Raw genomic sequence first — 19006 nt, forward strand, 5'->3', positions numbered from 1 at the left:
ACCGCTGATCGCGGCGCGGTCGAGGCGCCGGGGGCGAAAACTCCGGGCGGCGCCTATTCGATGCCAAGCTTCTCGCGCACCAGTTTCTGCACCGCCTGCGGATTGGCCTTGCCGCGCGAGGCCTTCATCACCTGGCCGACGAACCAGCCGGCCATGGACGGCTTGGCCCTGGCCTGTTCGGCCTTTTCGGGATTGGCGGCGAGCACCTCGTCCACCGCGGCGGCGATGGCGGCGGTGTCGGTCACCTGCCGCATGCCGCGCGATTCGACGATGTCCGCCGGATCGCCGCCTTCGGACCAGACGATCTCGAACAGCTGCTTGCCGATCTTGCCGGAAATGTCGCCCCTGGCGATCAGGTCGATGATCCCGCCGAGCTGCGCGGCGGAAACCGGCGATTTCTCGACCGCGAGGCCCTGCTTGTTGAGCCGCCCGAACAATTCGTTGATCACCCAGTTGGCCGCCTGCTTGCCGTCGCGCCCGTCGGCCACCGATTCGAAGAACCGCGCGTTGGCCACGTCGGCGGTCAGCACCCCGGCGTCGTATTCGGTAACCCCGAAATCGGTCACGAACCGCGCCTTCTTCTCGTCGGGCAGTTCGGGCAGCGTGGCGGCGATCTCGTCCACCCAGGCCTGATCGAAGGTCAGCGGCAGCAGGTCGGGATCGGGGAAATAGCGGTAGTCATGGGCCTCTTCCTTGGAGCGCATGGAGCGGGTCTCGCCCTTGCCCGGATCGTAGAGGCGGGTTTCCTGGTCCACCTTGCCGCCATCCTCGATGATGGCGATCTGGCGGCGGGCCTCGTATTCGATGGCCTGCTGGATGAAGCGCATGGAATTCATGTTCTTGATTTCGCAGCGGGTGCCGAGCACGCTGAAATCATCGGCCTCGCGAAAACGTTCGTAATCGCCGGGGCGGCAGACCGACACGTTCACGTCGGCGCGCAGGGACCCTTCCTGCATGTTGCCGTCGCAGGTCCCCAGATAGCGCAGGATCTGGCGGATCTTGCGAACGTATTCCGCGGCTTCCTCGGCTGAGCGGATGTCGGGGCGGGACACGATTTCCATCAGCGCCACGCCGGTGCGGTTGAGATCGACGAAGGACAGCGCCGGGTCGAGATCGTGGATCGACTTGCCGGCGTCCTGTTCCAGATGGATGCGCTCGACGCGGACCCTGCGCGCCACCCCGGGCGCGATGTCCACCAGCACCTCGCCCTCGCCGACGATGGGGTGCTTGAACTGGCTGATCTGGTAGCCCTGCGGCAGGTCCGGATAAAAATAGTTTTTCCGGTCGAACACCGAGCGCAGGTTGATCGCCGCCTTCAGCCCCAGCCCCGAACGGATCGCCTGTTCGACGCATTTCTCGTTGATCACCGGGAGCATGCCGGGCATGGCCGCGTCGACGAGGCTGACATGGGTGTTGGGCTCGGCCCCGAATTCGGTGGAGGCGCCGGAGAACAGCTTGGCGTTCGAGCGCACCTGGGCGTGGATCTCCATGCCGATGACGATCTCCCAGTCGCCGGTGACGCCCGACAGGGTGCGCGCCTGGGGTTCGCGGTATTCGAGCTGGGCCATGTCTTGTCTCCTGTCGCCAACGCCGCCCGGCGCGGATGCGCGCGTCGGGCGCGTCCCGGCTTTGGCTTCACATACCGCGCGTCGCGGGCGATTTCCAGACCGCCGGCGCCACTGATTTTCCGGTCGCGCCAGGGGGGCGGCCCGGGGCCGGGGTTTGCGGCCGGCGTTCCGGTTTGCGTTGCATTGACGCGCCGGCCTTTGCACTATGGCCCTGTTGCGATGGATCAGGGAGTGCGTCATGACCGATCGATCAATCCGGGCGTCGATCCGGGCATTGACGGGGTTGGCCGCGTTGCTCGCCGTCGTCGCGCCGCCGGGCCCTGCCTTGGCCGAGGTCCGGGACGCCGTCGCCCGGATCCGCGAAACCGGTGCGATCCAGCTCGGCTACCGCCGCGACGCGCCGCCGTTTTCCTATCGCGACGAAAACGACGCCCCGGCCGGGCTGGCGGTGCTGCTCTGCGACGAGCTGGCGAACCGGATCGGCGCCGAACTGGGCCTGCCGGAGATTCGAAAGATCTGGCGCCAGCAGAGTTCGCGCTCGCGCTTTGCGGCCATTGAAGACAAGAGCGTCGACCTGCATTGCGGCCCGACCACGCAGACCGTGAACCGGCGGCGCAGCATGGATTTTTCGATCCCCTATTTCATCGACGGCGCCGGCATGGTGTTCCGCCGCGGCGGGGCGGAAAGCCTCAGGGCCCTGTCCAGCGAGCCCGTGGGCGTGCTCGGCGGCACCACCACGGAAAAGGTGGCCATGACCCTGCTGGACAAGCAGGGCGCCACGTCGCGGATCATCGCCTATGACAGCCATGTCGAGGGGCTGAAAGCCCTGCAGCGCGGCGAGATCGAGGCCTATTTCGGCGATCAGTCGATCCTGTACTACCAGCTTGGCCGGCTGCAGCCGGTGGTGCCGCTGGTGATCTCGCCCAAGCAGTATTCCTTCGAACCCTACGCGCTGGCCATGGGGCGGGGCGAATCCGAACTGCGGCTGCTGGTCGACAAGGGGCTGAGCGACATCTACCGCAGCGGCAAGATCTACGATTTCATCCGCGTGTCGCTGGGGCGGATCAACCTGTCCGAACTGACCGAAGCTGTCTATGGCGTGGTCGCGCTGCCCGATTGACGTCCCGGTCCGGGGTTGGGGGCGCCCCCACCCCCCGGGACGGCAGGAGATCAGTCGAAGCGGATCTGTTCGTTGGCGCGTTCGGCGTCGAGCCGTTTCTGATAGTTCGATTGCAGCACGTCCACCACCACCAGCACGAAGATGGCGAAGTAGAAGGTGGTCTTGGACAGCGGCTCCACCAGATAGCCGAAGATCCGCAGCTGCGCCTGATGCCCGCCTTCGCCCAGCAGCACGATGCCGACGATCATCAGGATGAACAGGCCCAGGACCTCGTATTTGCGGTTGCGGCGGATGAATTCGGTCACCCGATCCGCCAGGGCAAGCATGGCGACGCCCGACACCAGGATGGCGATGGCCAGCACCGCGAACACCTCGGTGATGGCCACCGCCGACAGGATCGAATCGAAGCTGAAGATCAGGTTCATGAAGACGATCAGCATCACCACATGCGCGGCGGATTTGGCGCCGCCGGCCTCGTCGGGCTTGTGGTCGAGCTGGTCCATGGACAGCAGATGGCTGATTTCCTTCACCGCCGTGTACATGATGAAGACGCCGCCGAACAGGAACACCAGGGTGGCGAAGTTGAACTCGCCTTCCAGAATTCCCGGCAGGCTGATGGAAAAGAACGGATCGGTGAGCCCCTCCAGCAGCTGGATCATCACGAACAGCAGCACGATGCGCAGCGCCACCGCGATCAGGATGCCCCAGCGGCGCACGCTCTGCTGCTGATCCACCGGCGCGCGCCGCGATTCGATGGAGATATAGAGCAGATTGTCGAATCCGAGCACCGCCTGAAGGAAGATCAGAACCCCCAGATTGCCGATGTTCTCGAAGGTGAACAGTTCCGCCATGTCGCGCTCCCCATCTGTCTGTCCGGCGTCTTTGCGCGCCGCGCCGCCGGGGGTGTCGCCCGGGCGCGGTCGCGTCGGCGGACAATGCCCGTCCGCGCGCGGGCAGGCAAGCGGCGGCGCGCGTCGCGTCGCCGCATTCCGCGACGCTTTCACTTGAAACGGTTGATTAATAAATTTTGAATTGATGGTAAATATTAATGAAATAGAAGGACATGGTTTTGATTTCCTGCGGACATTGCGGTATGAAGGATGGTGCAGACCGACGGAATCCTGAGCTGCCGCATGTTCTTGTGCCTCGCAGTCTTCTGAATTTCTTGATGACTGCAGACTGAGCCGCGGCAATTCCGCGAGGCGGCGGATTTTGATGGAGAGCGACAATGGCCAAGGGGACGGTCAAATGGTTCAATTCGGAAAAGGGCTTTGGGTTCATTCAACCCGATGACGGCGGCAAGGACGTGTTCGTGCATATCACCGCCGTGCAGGCGGCGGGGCTGCAAAGCCTCAGCGACGGGCAGACCCTTGAATATGAAATGGTGCCGGGGCGGGACGGCCGCATGAGCGCCGGAGACCTTGTCATCGACTGATCGGACGCCGGCCGTTGCGCGTGATCGCCCGTTGCGCGATCCCTGCGGCAATGGATCGCCTTTCGCCGAGCGCAGAGGCGGCAGACAGTGCCAGCGCGCCCCTCGGGGGCGCGTTTTGCGTCAGCAATGCGGAATGAACCGGCGCGCCCCGCGCCGCGGGACATGAGGATACGCCATGAGCATGAGCATCTTGAAGCGCGCCGCATCGGCGGCGGTGATCGCAACGACCTTCGCCGCGCCGGCGCTTGGCGGCGAGGATCTGGTGCGCGTGGCCAGCGACGCCTCGGTGGACGTGACCGTGGCGCGCCTGACGGCGGCGGTGGAAAAGGCCGGGGCGACGGTGTTCGTGGTGGTGGATCACGCGGCGGGGGCCGAGGATATCGGCGTGGCGCTGCGCCCGACCACGCTGGTGGTGTTGGGCAACCCCAGGATCGGCGCGCCGGCGATGCATGAGTCCCAGACCATCGGGTTGGCGGTGCCGCTGCGGGTGCTGACCTATGAGGACGAATCCGGCAAGGTCTGGCTGACCTACGAGGACCCCGCCGAGATGGCCGAGGATTTCGGGCTGTCCGCCGATCATCCGTCGATCAAGAAGATGCGCGGCGCGCTGGCCAAGCTCACCGGCGTCGCGGCTGGCGGCTGAAGGCCAGGGCGCGAAGGGGCAGGGCGCAAGGGGGCGGGGCTCAGGCCGCGAGCATGGCGACCGCCTCGGCGATGTCGAGGCGGCCGTCATAGATCGCGCGCCCGGATATGGCCCCGTCGAGCGGCGCCCCGCAGTCCTTGAGCGCCCGCAGATCCGCCATCGACGACACCCCGCCCGAGGCGATCACCGGGATGCGCACCGCGTTGGCCAGCGCCGCCGTTGCGGCGACATTGGGCCCCTGCATGGCGCCGTCGCGATCGATGTCGGTGTAGATGATGGCGGCGACGCCTGAATCCTCGAAACGGCGCGCCAGGTCGAGCGCGGCGATGTCGGTGGTCTCGGCCCAGCCCTGCACCGCCACCATGCCGCCCCGCGCGTCGATGCCCACGGCGACCTGTCCGGGAAACGCCTTGGCGGCCTCGCGCACCAGATCCGGGTCGCGCGCCGCGACGGTGCCGAGAATCACCCGCGCCAGCCCCTTGCCGAGCCAGCGTTCGACGGTGGCCATGTCGCGGATGCCGCCGCCGAGCTGCGCGGGAATGGCGCAGCGCGCGAGTATCGCCTCGACCGGCGCGGCGTTGACCGGCGCGCCGGCGAAGGCGCCGTTCAGGTCCACCAGATGCAGCCAGGCGCAGCCCGAGTCCTCGAACGCCTTGGCCTGCGCCGCCGGGTCGTCGCTGAACACCGTCGCCCGCGCCATTTCGCCCTTGTAGAGCCGCACGCACTGGCCGTCCTTGAGGTCGATGGCGGGGTAGAGGATCATCGCGCGGCTCCCTGATTTGACGCGGCCCGTGTTTGGCCCTTGCGGCGCGCCATTGCAAGACCCGCCCGTGCGCGGCGCGCGGGGGGGAAACCGGCCGGCGTGATTTATCAAGTAATGCTGCGAATCGTGGCGTCGGGGACGTTTTGCGGCGCAGATTTGCAGAGAAATCCGTTCGTTGTATTTCCCGAAATATTCACGCCGCACCGAAAATTCAAACCATCACGGCAATACAAAATATTCATGCGCCGTAAACGCCGGCGTTGCCGAAAAATACAAGAATGCGTTCCGAGTGCGATTTGATCAGGATCAAGGGAGAGGCGCAGATCATGAATGCCATGAATGAAACCCCGGACGAAGGCGATTCGGAATCCATCGGCGTCGTCAGCCAGGGCGTCGTCAATCCGATCGTCGCCATCCACGACATTCAGGGGGCGGGCGCCGCCAGCCCGCTCGAAGGCCAGGTCGTGGAGACCGCCGGCGTCGTCACCAGCGTGCTGCCGGGGCTGGGCGGGTTCTTCATGCAGACCCCGGACGCGGATGTCGACGCGGATGTCGCCACCTCCGAAGGGTTGTTCGTCTTTCTCGGCGACGCCTTCCCGGCGCCGGCGGTCGGCGACATGATCTCCATCGCCGGCGAGGCGGACGAGTTCTTCGGCAAGACCCAGCTTCGCAACATCGACGCGCTGAGCGTCGACGGTTCCGGCACTGAATTGCCCACCGCGTCGGTGGTGAGCTTCCCGGTGGCCTCGCTCGCCGATCTCGAATCCGTCGAGGGCATGCTGACCGTCATCCCGAACACGCTCTACGTCACCGAGTATTTCAATCTCGATCGTTTCGGCCAGCTGACCCTGTCCTCGGACGGGCCCGGAAACGCCCCGGGCACCGACGGGCGGCTGGACCAGTTCACCCAGTTCAACGCCCCCGACGCCGCCGGCTTCGCCGCGCATCAGGCCGCGATCGAACGGCGCAGCATCATCCTCGACGACGGATCCTCAAGCCAGAACCCGGCGGTGATCCGCTACGGCGGCGGCACGGATCCGCTGAGCGCCGCCAATCCGCTGCGCGGCGGCGACACCGCCCAAGGCGTGCGCGGCGTGCTTGACTACGCCTTCGGCGATTACCGCATCCAGCCCGCGGACGAGGCTTTCGAGGCGCCGGCGGATTTCGAATCCGCCAATCCCCGCACGGCGGCGCCCGAGGACGTGGGCGGCTTCAAGGTGGCCAGCCTCAACGTGCTGAACTACTTCACCACGCTTGACGTCAGCGGCAATCCGGGGTCCGGGCCGAACGGCCTTGGCCCGCGCGGGGCCGACAACGCCGAGGAATTCGCCCGCCAGACCGACAAGCTGGTGAAGGCGGTCATCGACATGGACGCCGACGTCTACGGCCTGCTGGAACTGGAAAACGAATTCCAGACCGACCAGAACGGCGACGGTCTCGTGGCCATCGATTTTCTGGTGGATCAGCTCAACGGCGTCGCCGGCGCGGGAACCTACGCCTCGGTGGATCCGGGGCGCGGCTTCGTCGATGCCGGCGACGCCATCTCGGTCGGCTTCATCTACCGCGCGACCACCACCGCGATCGCCATCGACACCAGCGTCGAGATCCTTGACGATTCCGTCGCCGCCGGCCTCGGCTTCAGCGAACAGATCTTTGACGGATCGCGCAGCAACCGCGCCTCTCTCGCCGCGACCTTCACCGAACTGGCCACCGGCGAGGACGTGACCGTGGCCGTCAACCACTTCAAGTCCAAGGGCTCGGTCAATCCCGGCGACGGCAACCAGAACGCCAATGACGGCGCCGGGAACAACAACGCCATCCGCTTGCTGGCGGCTCAGGCGCTCGACGCCTGGCTCGACGGCGACCCAACGGGGTCCGGCGACGGGGACGTGGTCATTCTCGGCGATCTCAATTCCTACCTGCGCGAGGATCCCATCGCCTTCCTCGAAGGCGCGGGCTATCAATCGCTGATCGGGCCGGAGGACCACTCCTTCGTGTTCGACGGACAGTTCGGCACGCTCGACTACGCCTTCGTCAGCGCCAGCCTGGCCAATTCGCTGACCGGCGTCACCGAATGGCACATCAACGCCGACGAGCCCGACGCCTTCGACTACAATCTCGATTTCGGCCGCGACCCGACCCTGTTCGACGGATCGACGCCCTTTCGCAGCTCGGATCACGATCCGCTGATCTTCGGGCTGGACCTTCAACGCGGCGCGCCCGAGGCCAACAGCCATCTCGAGTTCGACCTTTCGAGCCGCGCGCAGCCCGGGCTGGCGATCGCCGAACTGCACGAGGGCGGCGCCGATCAGGCCGACAGCGGCGACGAGTCATTGCTGCTCGATCAGATTTTCCGCCGCAGCAAGCTGGATCTGGACCGGGACATCGACGGCGATTCCGGGGTGCAGATCGTCGACGTTCACGGCTTCGTCTTCAACGGCGAGGCGCAATTCCCGGATCACATCGCCCCGGTGTCGCGCAAGGACGCGCGGCGGGCCGATTTGGGCGCCGATCTCGACGCCGACGACGTGATCGAGCAGCGGGTGGTGGGGCGGCGCGCGGAAAACCGCGACGCCTTCGGGGTCAGCATGGCGGTCAACGCCAGGGGCGAGGGCCGCGACGGCGGCTATGGCGAGGCCGACGCGCCCATGGACGGCGCCCGCGCGATCGACGACAGCGAATTGCTGTTCTTCGATCTGGCGCTGGACGGGCTGACGGGCGTCGGCGTGTCCTTCGCCATCGACGTCATCGCCGGCGCGCAGGCGGGCGCGGCCCCGTCCGAGGCGGGCGTCACCGTCGATTACTGGGCCGCGGCCGCGGACGGATTCGACCTCATCGCCAGCGAGACCCTGGTCGTCGAGGAAGGCCATGTCGAAAGCCTCGGCGCGGCCGAGGCCTTTGACGCGGTGTCCTTGCGGGCCGCGGATGCGGGCGCGTATTTCCGGGTCGAAAGCCTGGAGATCGACGCCGTCTATGAAGGCCTGTTCGCCTGAACCGGCCTTTCGCGCCCCCGAGCGTTGGCGCGGGGCGCTTCGCCCGCCCCGCCGAAAGAAGCCGGTCGCGAGGCCCCGGGGCCGACCCCGTTCAGATGATCGGCAGATCGGGCGCGGCGCGGGCGCTGAGAAGCGCGGCGCCATCGGCGTTGATCACGATGTTTTCTTCATGCGCCATGAGGCGCCCGTCGCCATGGTTCAGGGACGGCTCCAGCGTCAGAACCATGTTTTCCTCGATCACCGTTTCGTCGAACGCCGCCAGAGACGGCCACTCGGTCAGCTGCATCCCCAGCCCATGCCCCAGCCGACCCACATCGCCGCCCTGATCGTCGATCTCGGCGATCACCGCCCGCATGGCCAGGAACACCGTGCGGCAGGTCGCGCCGGGGCGGGCGGCGGCGATGCCGGCCTCGGTGGCGCGCCACAGCACGTCATAGGCCCGCTTCGCGTGGTCCTCGGCATGGCCAATGGCGAAATTCCGGTCGAAATCGCAAAAATACCCGTCCCATGTCGCGCCCGTGTCCAGCATCATCACGTCGCCGGCCCGAAGGGGGCGATCGGTCGGCGGCGAAATCACGTCGCGATAGCCCCCGGGGCCGGCGCCGCCCGCCAGATAGGGCACGTCATCCGCCCCCTTCGACAGCGCCGCGCGGCGAAACGCGCGGAACACATCTTGCAGCGACGCGCCGGGACGGGCGAAGTCCGGGGTCTGGGCGAAGACCCGCGATCCGATCGCGCAGACATGCGCCAGCTTTTGCAGTTCGGCCGGGGATTTCACCATGCGCAGCGCCCGCACGATCCCCGTGGCGTCGCCGATCCTCAGGCCGGGCAGCCCGGCGATCAGCCGTTCGAAATCGCCCAGCGGCATGCGCAGCGCCGTTTCATGGCCCTTCAGCAGACCGATGCGCGCCCCGGCGCGCGCCAATGGCGCCAGCAGGTCCGTCAGCAGGCTCAGCCCGTCATCGGCGGGGTTCGGCGCGCTCCAGGTGCGGATGTCGTCGATCCAGGTCCGGCGCATCAGCGCCGCGCCGATTTCCGGGATGACCGCGACGGGCTTGCCCTCGGCAGGGACGAACAGGAACCAGGGTCGGGTCGGGCTTTGCCAGAACTGGGTGTGAAACCCGCTGAAATAGCGCAGCTCCGCCTCGCTCATCAGCAACAGGCCGGCGAAATCCTGCGCGGCCATGCGGCGCTGCGCCCGCGCCGTCCGCGCGGCGAATTCCGCCGGGGCGAAGCCTCTGGCCGGGGCGTCAGCGATCGGTCCGGTCTTTCGATGGCAGCCTGTCGCGAACCGGTTGCGAGCACAGCTTGAGGCCGATGGCCGGCAGGGCGTCGTTGAAATCATGAACCGCGGCATGACGCGGCGTCCCGTGGGCGTCCTCCACCCCTTTGCCCGGCCGCATGAAACAACCGGGCAGGGCGGCGCTGAAATGGACGAAATCCTCGGAAAAGCTCATGGGCGGGCGATGGCCTTCGGGCTGGACCGCGAAAACCGCAATGCCGGCGAAATCCGGGGGCGGCGCCAGGCGTTCGGCGGCGCCCGGCAGCATGGCCATGTGACCGTCATGGCCGCAGGCATGCATGACGCGGGGGGCGCGCGATCCATGGCGCAGGGCCGTCAATCGTCGGAGACAATCAGCCATCTTCGATCCTCGGCGATTCAAGCGCGCGCATGGCCGGGGCCGGGCCTTCGAAGCGCGCTGGTCAGCGAAAAATCGGCGGTCATCTCGGTTTCCTGCGTTCGGTCTCCGGTTTTCGGCAATCGGCTTTCGGTTCCAGAGGCGCAGCGCCGTTCAGGCGCCCGCGTTGAACCGGTCGATCATCTGATCCCAGATCGGCGTCAGCCGCATCAGGCCGTCCCAGAAGGACTGATCCCGGCGCCGGTCGAAATCGGCCAGCGAGACGCCCTGCTGTTCGACCCAGGTGTAATAGCCCAGATTGAAGACGCGTTCGCGATCATGGCGACCCAGTTCGATCATGTGGTCGATTCCGACGCCAAGCATGCGTCGCCCGAAGGTCTCCGCCGCCTCCACCTGCCCAAACCTGCCGCCAAACAGCTTTTGTTCGGCGATGGCCAATTCCGTTCCATACATCGACGCGCCGTCCGTGGCGACGGTCAGCACGATGTCCGTCGCGCCCAGCCCCATGTATTTCGCGTATTTGATCGCCCCGAGGATGTTGGCGATCGACGACAGGCCGAAATCGCCGAGGGCGGCGATCTGGCGCTGGTCCAGACCCTTGCGCTCCGACAGGTAGCGCCGCCCGGCCCCGGTGTTGAACACCAGATTCAGCCCGTCGCAGGCGCGATCCGACACGCCGATGATGAAATCGGCGCCCATGACGTTGTGGATCAGCGGCACATGCTTGTCGCCAATGCCCTGGATGTTGTGCTCTCCATAGCCGTTATACAGAAGCGTCGGGCATTCCAGCGCCTCGATCGCCCCGGTCTGCATCCCCAGCGCCTGCTTCAGGTGGTCGCCGGCCGCCAGCGTGCCGCCCGATCCGGTCGCGGCCACGAACGCGCGCGGCGTCAGGCGCCCGTCGGCGTTCACATGTTCGAGGATCCGCTGCATCGCCGGGCCGGTGACCGCGCGGTGGATGATGTAGTTGCCGAATTCGCTGAACTGGTTGAGGATCAGGTTTTCCGGGTCTTGCGCCAGCGCGCGGCAGGCGTCGTAGATTTCCTTCACATTGCTTTCCGTGCCGGGCGTGCGGAGGATATCGGCCGGATCGGCCAGCCAGCGATCAAGCCAGTCGAACCGCTCCTTGCTCATCCCCTCGGGCAGGACCGCCGCCGACCGGCAGCCCAGCAGCGTCGCGATGGCCACCCCGCCGCGGCAGTAATTGCCGGTCGAGGGCCAGACCGCGCGATGGCGCGCGGCATTGAACGCGCCCGACAGAAGGCGCGGGATAAGGCAGCCATAGGCGGCCAGCACCTTGTGGGCGCCGATCATCGGAAAGGTGTTGCCCAAGGCCACGACGATGCGCGCCTTCACCCCGGTGAGCGCCTCCGGCAGCACCGCATGCGCGGGCACGTCCACCAGGCCGCGCCGATCCGCGCCATTGTGCCAATGCACCCGAAACAGGTTGCGCGGATCGGCTGAATCCGGGTCGATATCGGCCATGCCCGACAGCTGCGCCGCCAGGCGCGCCGGCGGGTCGGCGAGATCGGAAATGCGCGGCAGCGTCACCCCGGCCCGACGCAGTTGCGCAATGTTTCCGAAATAGGCGGATTGATCGACAATGCGATCTTCAAGTCCCGGCGTCATGGCGCGGCCTTTCTGTCCCTGTCGGATGGCGGCGCGCAGACAGGTTCGCCCTTCAATCTTCGCGGCTCATGTGGCATGGCTGTCATTTGGTCGCCCTGAACGCGGTGCTGGCGTCACGATATCGACAATGCGCGAGGCGATCACATCAAGTTTCGGGATTTTTCGGGAAATCGAGAGATAAAGACGTTGGTTGTCGAGGTGGGCGCGTCATGGCGGATCTGAACGAGCTTGATCGGACGATCCTGCGACTCATGCAGCGGAACGCCCGCATGCGGCTGGACGAGATCACGGCTCGGGCGGGCGCGTCCGTGGCAACGGTTCAGCGCCGGATCAGGCAACTGCGCATGCGCGGGGTCATCGCCGGCGAAGTGGTCGTCATCGACCCGGAAACCGTCGATTTCGCCATGACCTTCCTCATTCTCGTGGAACTCGAACGGGAAAGCATCCGCCAGCTTGACGGTTTTCGGCGCAAGGCGAAAGCCGAGCCTCAGATCCAGCAATGCTATTACATCACCGGCGACGCCGATTTCGCCCTGATCGCGCTGGCCAGGGACATGAAGGATTACGAAGCCCTGACCCAACGCCTGTTTTTCGAGGATTCCAACGTCAAGAGGTTCCGAACCAATGTGGTGATGGACCGCACCAAGGCGAGCATGAACGTCCCGCTCTGAGCCCTGTTGACGAAAGGGATTTCCACGGGAATCGGACCATGGGTCAGGACAGGGTTCGACGAGAAGACCGCCCTGTCGCGAAACCTGGATGCCGTTGCGGACCTGTCGCGGCGGGGCGGCGCTGCCTTGACCTGGCGTCTTGCCGAGAAGGACAACCGTCACGGCGCCGACGACGCGCGACATCGGGCTGGAAAGCCCCTCGGCCCTCGAACGGAAAGCCGCCCGCCCGGGCGCCCTGACCAGAAGCGGGGGGCGGCCTTTCATCCGCGGATGAAATCTCCGGCGTCGAGATCGTCCGCATCGGGTCCGAGCAGCTTGATGACGTCGCCCGTCAGCCTGTCGGCGCCGCGTTGGCCATGGAGATGGTCCGCGCCGGCCCCGCCTTTGATGGTGTCGCGCCCGTCATTGCCGGCGAACATGGCGTCGGCGTCCGAGCCGATGACGCCTTCGATGGCGAATGCCGTTTCCTGAGCGCCGAAGGTGTCGTGGACGCTGAGGGCGCGGGCCCCCGTCGGCGCGTCGTCGCCAAGATAGGCGGCGACGCCGCGCGTGCCGGTTGCCTTGCTGAAATCAATGACGTCGAACCCGCCGCCGTCGAACAGGCGCTCGCCGGTCGCGGGCGCATCGCCGCCGGCGCCCAGATGCAGCACGTAGCGTTCGAATTCGCCGATGCGCACGCCGTTGCCGATGTCGAAAAACGCCTTGTCCGCGCCCACCCGGCCGTTCTGCGAGGCGCCGGCGAACACCAGATCCGCGGTCTCGGTCGAAAATCCCGCGCCGAACGCGTCGCGGTCGCCGGCGCTTTCGCCGCCCGCGTAGAACCAGCGGTCGACGAGGCGATGGAGAAGGAGCTTCATGCGAAGATCGGGGATACCCCCAGTCATCGGGATCGACGCCCTCGGCGATGTCCGAATGGACGCCGCCGCGCAGATCGAAGCCGTCCTTGTAGAAACCCGGTGGCTTGAGGTCGAAGCCGCCGCGCGGAAATTCGATTTGCAGCAACGGGTCGGAATTCTCCGCGCCGACGAACCGGTCGGTCCCGCTGGCCACGGCGCCGCCGTGGGACATGCCTTTGGTGTCGGCGCCGGTGGGCAGCTTGCCCGACAGGGTCAGGCCGTCAATGATGTCGAACGAGAATGCCGGCGCGTCGACGCTCAGGTCAAACAGGTTGAAACCGCTGTTGCGCGCGGAGATGATTTCAATGTCGTCGACGGCGGCGCCGAAAAACAGCCCCGCCGACCAGTCGATGTCGCGCAGGCCGAACACCGCGTCGATGACCACGTCGAGCCCGGCTGCGGGCGCCAACGACCGGCCGCGCAGCAGCGGGTCCGGCGTGACCTGGGCCAGTTGCCTGCGGCTCGTGGGGATGACGTTCGGCAGAGCCCGGATTTGCATGTTCCGCGAACTGCGCCGGGCCGATCTGGCGCAAGGCTGACCGGGCGAGCGCGCCGGTTTTTTCGGGCTCCAAGCTGGATTCCGCGCCCCGCCGCCAGATGTGGTTCGAAATCCTGCAACCATTTCGGGACCCGTGAACCGCATCGCTATGCCAGCGCCGGTTCGCCGCCGAAATGCGCCCAGAATTCGTCGCGGGCGTTGCTGCGCGGGAATGCAGTTGCAGGAACCGGCGCGTCGAGAAAGCGGCAGACAGGCTCCCATCCATCCGCAGGGGTGAAGATCAGCAGCTTTTCCGCCGGAATCGCCGCCCTGACCTTTTCATTGTTGCGTCGATAGGCGGCAATCGAGCTTTCCCGATCAAGCCCGCCAAAGACGCCCTTCACCAGAAGTTGGTCCATGGTCTCGAAGATCGCGGCGATGGGCGGCGGCAACGCAATGTCCTTGCGGAGGCGGAAGAATTTTCCAATCGTTGCCGAATAGCTCTCCCACCATTCATCCTCGGGCCGCTCGGTGTGGATCACCTTCGCTTCCGGAAAGGCGATGGAAAGCTCGCGCCAGACGCAAGCGCCGGGGAAGTCGATCTGGCTGTCATACCCGTCGAAAACCACGGACCAGTCAACCTCCTCGCCCCGGGCGAGCGCCGCCCATTTTGCGGGCTGCGCGGGGTTCTCCATGACCTCGACCATATGGTGGCAGGGGCCGAAACCCAGATGTTCAAGCGCCAGTTTGGTTGACATCGTGCCGGTCCGGCCGAAGCCGGAGCCAATAACTTGCAGTCCCATAAGAACATATCCTTTCCGTTGGCAATATCCGAGAATGTGTGGCGAGGCCAGTTTGCGCCATGGCGCCAAGGCAATCCAACGAAAGGGTTTCAGGTATCATGAAGGAAATTCAGCTGCACAGGATCGACCTGAACCTGCTCGTGGTGTTCGAGGCGCTGATGGCGAAAGGCAGCGTCGCGGAAGCCGCGGAAATACTGGGAAAGACCCCGTCTGCAGTCAGCCATGCGCTGGCTCGATTGCGCGAACAGGTCGGCGATCCCCTTCTGGTGAAGGTCGGCGGCCGCATGCAGCCCAGCCCGTTCGCCTTGGCATTGATCGAGGACGTGGTTCCGATTCTGCGCAGCATCAAGCGGGCGCTGGCCTTGCCCGAGCCATTTGATCCGGCCACCAGCGACCGGGTTTTCCGCGTGGCTTGCCCCATATCGGGGCAGGTGTTGTCGGAGGTGGTGAATCAGGTTCATCACGCGGCTCCGGGGGTGAAGGTCGAGTGGCTTTCAGCCCCGCGAGAAGTCTACAAAGCTGTTTCCGAAGGGCTGGTTGACATCGCGCATCTGGGCGGCGAAACGCGTCTTCCCGACGGGCTTGAGCAGATCGAGATCCCCGGTTTCCAATGGACGAGTTTTGTGCGCAGGGGACACCCGGCGCTGGCGGATTGGGGGCGTCAGGCATGGTCAACCTATGGTCATGTGCAGGTGAACATTGCCAATGAATCGCGCAGCCCGTTTGACAAGCCCCTGGGCGCCAATCCGCCGGACCGCCATGTCAGCGCGCTTGTCTCGGAGTTTTCCAGCCTTGGCCCGCTCCTGGCCAACAGCGATCTGATTGGCACGTTTCCCCGGATTCTGATGGCCTGGGATATGGAGACCTACGGGTTGCGCCCGCTGGTTCCCCCGGTTTTGCCGCGGCCGTTTCGAACGCGCTTCTTCTGGTCGTCACGGCTGGCGAATGACCCGGCTTCGATGTGGATCAGGGATATGGTGATTCAGGTCTACCAGGACATCCACAATGAAGCCGATCGCATGGTGGAGCGCAAGCTCGGGGCATGAGACGAGCCCGCATCGCCCCGCAGAACCGCCGTGCAACGAGGGCGATTGCATATGGAATGGTCCGGCGTCTTGCGCCTGGGGCCATGCCGACCCTGTTGAAGCTGCCCGCAATCCGCGGAGATCAGACCGAATTCCCGCGATTCCGCGCAGCGACAGCAAGACCGGTGTCTGGCGGTCAAAGCCCTGTCGGCCCCGCCATGTCGCCGTCTAGCCTTCAGACCAACCTGTTGTCCGGCGAACCGCTTCGTCGAACAGGGCGAGACCGGCCGAAATTTCCTTTTCGGGCAGATAGGTTCTCGTGGCCCTGGGCGGGTCTTGACTGCCAACTTCGCCACCCATCGCCATCTGCGCCACGCCAAGCGAGGTCAGTTCGGCGTTGGCATGCACCCGAACGGTCATTTGCAGGACATTTGCAAGAAACTGACAAACATAGGGATTGGCGGACAACCCGCCATCCACCGAAATTTCGTCGCCCAAGGGCATTTCGCGGCGCAGAGCCTCGACGACCTGCGCTGTCCGAAACGCGATGCCCTCCAGCAGGGCCTGCATCATGTCCTGCTGCGTGGTTTCCAGCGAAAGGCCAAACCATGCCCCGGCGGCGGTTCGGTCCCAATAGGGGCATCCCAACCCGCTCAGGGCCGGAACGAAGGCCAGCTTGCGTGTGATGGCGGCGGGCGATTCAAAGCTGTCTATTTCGGAGAAATCGGAAAACAGCCCAAGCCCGCGCGCCCAGTTCACCGCCGAGGCCGCACAATAGACGCCGCCGTCCAGGGCGTAGGTCGCCGGGCGTCCCGCCGATTGCCATGCCAATGTGGGCAACAGCGCGCCGTCTTCGGGTCGAAGCAGGGTCTGGCCGGCAACCGCCAGCACGAAGGCCCCGGTTCCGAAGGTGATCTTGGCATCCCCCGGCTTGCGACAGCCGTGGCCGTAAAGCGCCGCCTGCTGGTCGACCACGCTGGCCCTGAGCGGCGCCGTGCCGCCGGCAATCGCGACCCGCCCGAAATCACCCATGGTCGGGACGATTTCCGGCAACGCCGCAATCGGCACGCCAAACAGGGCGCAAAGATCCGCGTCCCATTGGCCGGTTTCCAGATTCATCAGGGATGTGCGCGATGCGGTGGTGATGTCGGTGACGAAACGCCCGGTCAGCCGGTGCAGAAAGAAGGCATCACTGGTGCCGAGGCAGAGGCGCCCCCGCGCCAGCAAGGCCCTGGCCTCGGGTATTTGCTCAACGATCCAGGCCAGTTTGGACGCCGAGAAATAGGCGTCAAGCGGCAGCCCCGCGCGCTCCATGGCCAGGGGCGCGGCCCCGTTGGCCTTCAACCGCTCGATCTCCTTGATCGTGCGTTGATCCTGCCAGACGATGATCGGCGTGATCGCTCGCCCGGTCTCGCGGTCCCAGGCCAGACAGCTTTCGCCCTGATTGCCAAGACCGACCGCATCGACCGCGCCGGCGGCGTCCAGGCAGTCCTGGATGTGGGCGAGTATTTCCTCGGGGTCGTGTTCCACGCGGCCGGGCGCGGGATAATGTTGTTTGTGGGTGCGCCGACAAACGATCTCTCCGGCGCCGGAGTCCGGCCCCGACCCGCCCGGAACAAAGGCGCGGGTCGAGGTGGTGCCCTGATCTATGGCAACAACGCGCATGGGTCTCTAGTCCCGAAAATCCAGGCGGATCACGCCGAGCCGCAAGAGCAGGTAAAGCCCGCCGAGGAAAGAGAACACCGCCGCGTTTATCAGGGCGGCCAGCGCGTAGAGCTCTTGAGATATCCCGTGCCTGAGCGAGCCCCAGGCCAGCGTGGGCAAGGTCGGCGTGGCGCCAAGATTGTAAAAGGAAATCTCCAGATTGTTGAAGGACAACAGGAAGGACACAATGAACGCCCCCAGAATCGCCGGCCAGACAAGCGGCAGGGTGATTTCGCGAAATGTTCTCCCGGGGGTTGCGCCAAAGACCATCGCGGCCTCGTCCAGCCGCCAGTCATAGCGCGCCAGTTGCGCCAGAACCACAAGGAACGCAAACGCCGTGGCATAGGTGGCATTGGCAATGATCGCCGAGAAAATGTTTCCCGGCAATCCCAGCAAGGTCTTGTTGAACATCAGGCTCGAGATGCCAATCAGAATATGCGCGATGAACAGCGGCGAGAGAAACAGGCCGGCAATGAACTTGCTGCCCTTGACCCGGTATTTCAGGATGCCGATGGCCGCCATGGTGGCCAGCAGCGAAGAAATGATCCCGGTGCCGACGCCGATCGTCAGCGAATTTCTGAACCCGGTGTGGTAGTCGGACGCATTCCAAAGGTTGACATAGTGTTCACCGGTAAAGTCGGGCGGAAACGGCCAGATGGCATTTGTCTGGGCGGAAACGTAGACGATATATAGTATTGGTATATACAGGAATGCATAAAGCATCAGCAACACCAGAATCTGCAAGGTGATCGAAAGGTCTCTGAACATCATTCACCCCCCCCTTTTATGGTAATGCCGGATCGTTTCAGGTCGCCAATCGATTTCCAGACCAGAAACAGGACCAGCATCGAGATCAGAAACAGCACGACCCCCATGGCCGAGCCAAGCGCCCAGGTTCCGGTGGACCCGAACTGGTGCGCCAGAATGTTGCCGAACAGGGCCCCATTGGGGCCGCCGAGGAACTTGGAGGTGATCGAAGAGGCCAGCGTTGGAATGAACACCAGAACAACGCCGATTGCCGAACCGGCGCGATTGAGCGGCCAGGTGACCTCCCAGAAGGCGCGCAAGGGGCGCGCGCCGTTCACTTTGGCCACTTGCAGCAATTCGAAGTCGAAGTTGAGCAGCGAAAGGTGGATCGCCAGGACCATGAAGGGCAGCCAGAGATAGACCAGGCCAATCGCCGTGGCCGTATTCGTATACATCAAGGCCGTGATCGGCTGGAATCCGAAGCTGCCCAGCGCCATGTTGATCAGCCCGATCGGCCCCAGAATCTGCTGCATCGCGGTCACCCGAAGGATTTCGCCGGTCAGAAATGGCGTTGACGTAAGCAGCAACAGGATGATTTTGAACTGCCCGCCGTAACGGGTGATGAAGAACGCGGCGGGCCAGGCAAACACCAGCGAGACCGCCGACACCACCGTCGCCATGACCAGCGATCTGATCAGGAAAGTGACATAGGAAGGATCCGTGGCCAGCACACGATAATTGTCAAGGTTCCAGTCCGCATAAAGCTGATAGCTTTCAGTGCGCCAGAAACTGAAAACGATAATCGACATCAGAGGCAGTATCAGAAACAGCATGAGAAATACGCTGCCCGGACCGGCAAGTGACCAAAATAGGGCGCGATTGCTTTTCATG

Annotated in this window: 18 protein-coding genes; 7 read left to right on the forward strand and 11 right to left on the reverse strand. The window is 65.0% G+C overall.

The annotated features are described in order from the left end of the window. Positions 1 to 53 precede the first annotated feature (53 nt). Positions 54 to 1568 carry an Asp-tRNA(Asn)/Glu-tRNA(Gln) amidotransferase subunit GatB gene (gene gatB / locus AC1HC7_RS13125; RefSeq protein WP_479496299.1) on the reverse strand — a complete coding sequence of 505 codons (1515 nt, stop codon included), beginning with the start codon at positions 1566 to 1568 and terminating at the stop codon, positions 54 to 56. Between the two features lie 238 nt (positions 1569 to 1806). Here gatB and AC1HC7_RS13130 point away from each other — a divergent pair, with 238 nt between their 5' ends. Next, a complete protein-coding gene (locus AC1HC7_RS13130) occupies positions 1807 to 2688 on the forward strand; it encodes an amino acid ABC transporter substrate-binding protein (RefSeq protein ID WP_479499093.1) in 882 nt (293 codons plus the stop codon). A 50-nt stretch (positions 2689 to 2738) separates the two neighbouring features. Here the strand turns inward: AC1HC7_RS13130 and AC1HC7_RS13135 are convergent, their stop codons facing one another. After that, entirely contained in the window at positions 2739 to 3539 is an 801-nt protein-coding gene (locus AC1HC7_RS13135) for a TerC family protein (protein WP_479496301.1), read from the reverse strand. A gap of 377 nt (positions 3540 to 3916) precedes the next feature. Between AC1HC7_RS13135 and AC1HC7_RS13140 the strand changes: the two genes are divergently transcribed. Continuing rightward, positions 3917 to 4123 carry a cold-shock protein gene (locus tag AC1HC7_RS13140; protein WP_479496302.1) on the forward strand — a complete coding sequence of 69 codons (207 nt, stop codon included), beginning with the start codon at positions 3917 to 3919 and terminating at the stop codon, positions 4121 to 4123. A 175-nt stretch (positions 4124 to 4298) separates the two neighbouring features. Next, positions 4299 to 4766 (forward strand): DUF302 domain-containing protein, encoded by a 468-nt coding sequence (locus tag AC1HC7_RS13145; RefSeq protein ID WP_479496303.1) that lies wholly within the window; start codon positions 4299 to 4301, stop codon positions 4764 to 4766. A 40-nt stretch (positions 4767 to 4806) separates the two neighbouring features. On the opposite strand, the gene hisA is transcribed toward AC1HC7_RS13145, so the two are convergent. Next, positions 4807 to 5529 carry a 1-(5-phosphoribosyl)-5-[(5-phosphoribosylamino)methylideneamino]imidazole-4-carboxamide isomerase gene (hisA, locus tag AC1HC7_RS13150; protein WP_479496304.1) on the reverse strand — a complete coding sequence of 241 codons (723 nt, stop codon included), beginning with the start codon at positions 5527 to 5529 and terminating at the stop codon, positions 4807 to 4809. Between the two features lie 326 nt (positions 5530 to 5855). On the opposite strand from hisA, the gene AC1HC7_RS13155 reads away from it, so the two are divergent. Further along, positions 5856 to 8522 carry an ExeM/NucH family extracellular endonuclease gene (locus AC1HC7_RS13155; RefSeq protein WP_479499094.1) on the forward strand — a complete coding sequence of 889 codons (2667 nt, stop codon included), beginning with the start codon at positions 5856 to 5858 and terminating at the stop codon, positions 8520 to 8522. A 91-nt stretch (positions 8523 to 8613) separates the two neighbouring features. Here the strand turns inward: AC1HC7_RS13155 and AC1HC7_RS13160 are convergent, their stop codons facing one another. The 3 genes from AC1HC7_RS13160 to AC1HC7_RS13170 form a co-directional block, all read right to left on the reverse strand. Next, positions 8614 to 9780 (reverse strand): M24 family metallopeptidase, encoded by a 1167-nt coding sequence (locus tag AC1HC7_RS13160; RefSeq protein WP_479496351.1) that lies wholly within the window; start codon positions 9778 to 9780, stop codon positions 8614 to 8616. After that, positions 9773 to 9979, reverse strand: coding sequence for a hypothetical protein (locus AC1HC7_RS13165; RefSeq protein WP_479496355.1), 207 nt, complete (start codon positions 9977 to 9979; stop codon positions 9773 to 9775). Before AC1HC7_RS13165 ends, AC1HC7_RS13160 begins: the two co-directional genes overlap by 8 nt. Positions 9980 to 10315: 336 nt before the next feature. Then, positions 10316 to 11791, reverse strand: coding sequence for a pyridoxal-phosphate dependent enzyme (locus AC1HC7_RS13170; protein ID WP_479496306.1), 1476 nt, complete (start codon positions 11789 to 11791; stop codon positions 10316 to 10318). A gap of 209 nt (positions 11792 to 12000) precedes the next feature. Here AC1HC7_RS13170 and AC1HC7_RS13175 point away from each other — a divergent pair, with 209 nt between their 5' ends. Next, positions 12001 to 12462 carry an Lrp/AsnC family transcriptional regulator gene (locus AC1HC7_RS13175; protein ID WP_479496307.1) on the forward strand — a complete coding sequence of 154 codons (462 nt, stop codon included), beginning with the start codon at positions 12001 to 12003 and terminating at the stop codon, positions 12460 to 12462. Between the two features lie 260 nt (positions 12463 to 12722). Here AC1HC7_RS13175 and AC1HC7_RS13180 read toward each other — a convergent pair whose 3' ends face one another. Then, a complete protein-coding gene (locus tag AC1HC7_RS13180) occupies positions 12723 to 13319 on the reverse strand; it encodes a calcium-binding protein (protein WP_479499095.1) in 597 nt (198 codons plus the stop codon). Between the two features lie 266 nt (positions 13320 to 13585). Between AC1HC7_RS13180 and AC1HC7_RS13185 the strand changes: the two genes are divergently transcribed. Continuing rightward, positions 13586 to 13897 (forward strand): hypothetical protein, encoded by a 312-nt coding sequence (locus tag AC1HC7_RS13185; RefSeq protein ID WP_479499096.1) that lies wholly within the window; start codon positions 13586 to 13588, stop codon positions 13895 to 13897. Positions 13898 to 14003: 106 nt separating this feature from the next. Here AC1HC7_RS13185 and AC1HC7_RS13190 read toward each other — a convergent pair whose 3' ends face one another. Continuing rightward, a complete protein-coding gene (locus AC1HC7_RS13190; RefSeq protein ID WP_479496310.1) occupies positions 14004 to 14639 on the reverse strand; it encodes a sulfotransferase family protein in 636 nt (211 codons plus the stop codon). A gap of 98 nt (positions 14640 to 14737) precedes the next feature. Between AC1HC7_RS13190 and AC1HC7_RS13195 the strand changes: the two genes are divergently transcribed. Continuing rightward, positions 14738 to 15685: a LysR family transcriptional regulator gene (locus AC1HC7_RS13195; protein WP_479496311.1), complete on the forward strand. Its 948-nt coding sequence runs from the start codon at positions 14738 to 14740 to the stop codon at positions 15683 to 15685. 207 nt (positions 15686 to 15892) lie between these two features. On the opposite strand, the gene AC1HC7_RS13200 is transcribed toward AC1HC7_RS13195, so the two are convergent. The 3 genes from AC1HC7_RS13200 to AC1HC7_RS13210 are packed head-to-tail and all read right to left on the reverse strand — an operon-like array spanning position 15893 to position 19005. Beyond that, complete coding sequence (locus AC1HC7_RS13200) at positions 15893 to 17329, reverse strand: FGGY family carbohydrate kinase (protein WP_479496312.1); 1437 nt, start codon at positions 17327 to 17329, stop codon at positions 15893 to 15895. A gap of 6 nt (positions 17330 to 17335) precedes the next feature. Then, complete coding sequence (locus AC1HC7_RS13205) at positions 17336 to 18139, reverse strand: ABC transporter permease (RefSeq protein WP_479496313.1); 804 nt, start codon at positions 18137 to 18139, stop codon at positions 17336 to 17338. After that, positions 18136 to 19005: an ABC transporter permease gene (locus tag AC1HC7_RS13210; RefSeq protein ID WP_479496314.1), complete on the reverse strand. Its 870-nt coding sequence runs from the start codon at positions 19003 to 19005 to the stop codon at positions 18136 to 18138. The genes AC1HC7_RS13205 and AC1HC7_RS13210 overlap by 4 nt, the downstream gene beginning before the upstream one ends. Position 19006 lies beyond the last annotated feature (1 nt).

The organism is Oceanicella sp. (assembly GCF_056449545.1).

Excerpts from the sequence above, each read along its gene's own strand:
- gatB (WP_479496299.1), bottom strand. The coding sequence starts at position 1,568 with ATGGCCCAGCTCGAATACCGCGAACCCCAGGCGCGCACCCTGTCGGGC.
- AC1HC7_RS13130 (WP_479499093.1), top strand. The coding sequence starts at position 1,807 with ATGACCGATCGATCAATCCGGGCGTCGATCCGGGCATTGACGGGGTTG.
- AC1HC7_RS13135 (WP_479496301.1), bottom strand. The coding sequence starts at position 3,539 with ATGGCGGAACTGTTCACCTTCGAGAACATCGGCAATCTGGGGGTTCTG.
- AC1HC7_RS13140 (WP_479496302.1), top strand. The coding sequence starts at position 3,917 with ATGGCCAAGGGGACGGTCAAATGGTTCAATTCGGAAAAGGGCTTTGGG.
- AC1HC7_RS13145 (WP_479496303.1), top strand. The coding sequence starts at position 4,299 with ATGAGCATGAGCATCTTGAAGCGCGCCGCATCGGCGGCGGTGATCGCA.
- hisA (WP_479496304.1), bottom strand. The coding sequence starts at position 5,529 with ATGATCCTCTACCCCGCCATCGACCTCAAGGACGGCCAGTGCGTGCGG.
- AC1HC7_RS13155 (WP_479499094.1), top strand. The coding sequence starts at position 5,856 with ATGAATGCCATGAATGAAACCCCGGACGAAGGCGATTCGGAATCCATC.
- AC1HC7_RS13165 (WP_479496355.1), bottom strand. The coding sequence starts at position 9,979 with ATGAGCTTTTCCGAGGATTTCGTCCATTTCAGCGCCGCCCTGCCCGGT.
- AC1HC7_RS13170 (WP_479496306.1), bottom strand. The coding sequence starts at position 11,791 with ATGACGCCGGGACTTGAAGATCGCATTGTCGATCAATCCGCCTATTTC.
- AC1HC7_RS13175 (WP_479496307.1), top strand. The coding sequence starts at position 12,001 with ATGGCGGATCTGAACGAGCTTGATCGGACGATCCTGCGACTCATGCAG.
- AC1HC7_RS13180 (WP_479499095.1), bottom strand. The coding sequence starts at position 13,319 with ATGAAGCTCCTTCTCCATCGCCTCGTCGACCGCTGGTTCTACGCGGGC.
- AC1HC7_RS13185 (WP_479499096.1), top strand. The coding sequence starts at position 13,586 with ATGTCGAACGAGAATGCCGGCGCGTCGACGCTCAGGTCAAACAGGTTG.
- AC1HC7_RS13190 (WP_479496310.1), bottom strand. The coding sequence starts at position 14,639 with ATGGGACTGCAAGTTATTGGCTCCGGCTTCGGCCGGACCGGCACGATG.
- AC1HC7_RS13195 (WP_479496311.1), top strand. The coding sequence starts at position 14,738 with ATGAAGGAAATTCAGCTGCACAGGATCGACCTGAACCTGCTCGTGGTG.
- AC1HC7_RS13200 (WP_479496312.1), bottom strand. The coding sequence starts at position 17,329 with ATGCGCGTTGTTGCCATAGATCAGGGCACCACCTCGACCCGCGCCTTT.
- AC1HC7_RS13205 (WP_479496313.1), bottom strand. The coding sequence starts at position 18,139 with ATGATGTTCAGAGACCTTTCGATCACCTTGCAGATTCTGGTGTTGCTG.
- AC1HC7_RS13210 (WP_479496314.1), bottom strand. The coding sequence starts at position 19,005 with ATGAAAAGCAATCGCGCCCTATTTTGGTCACTTGCCGGTCCGGGCAGC.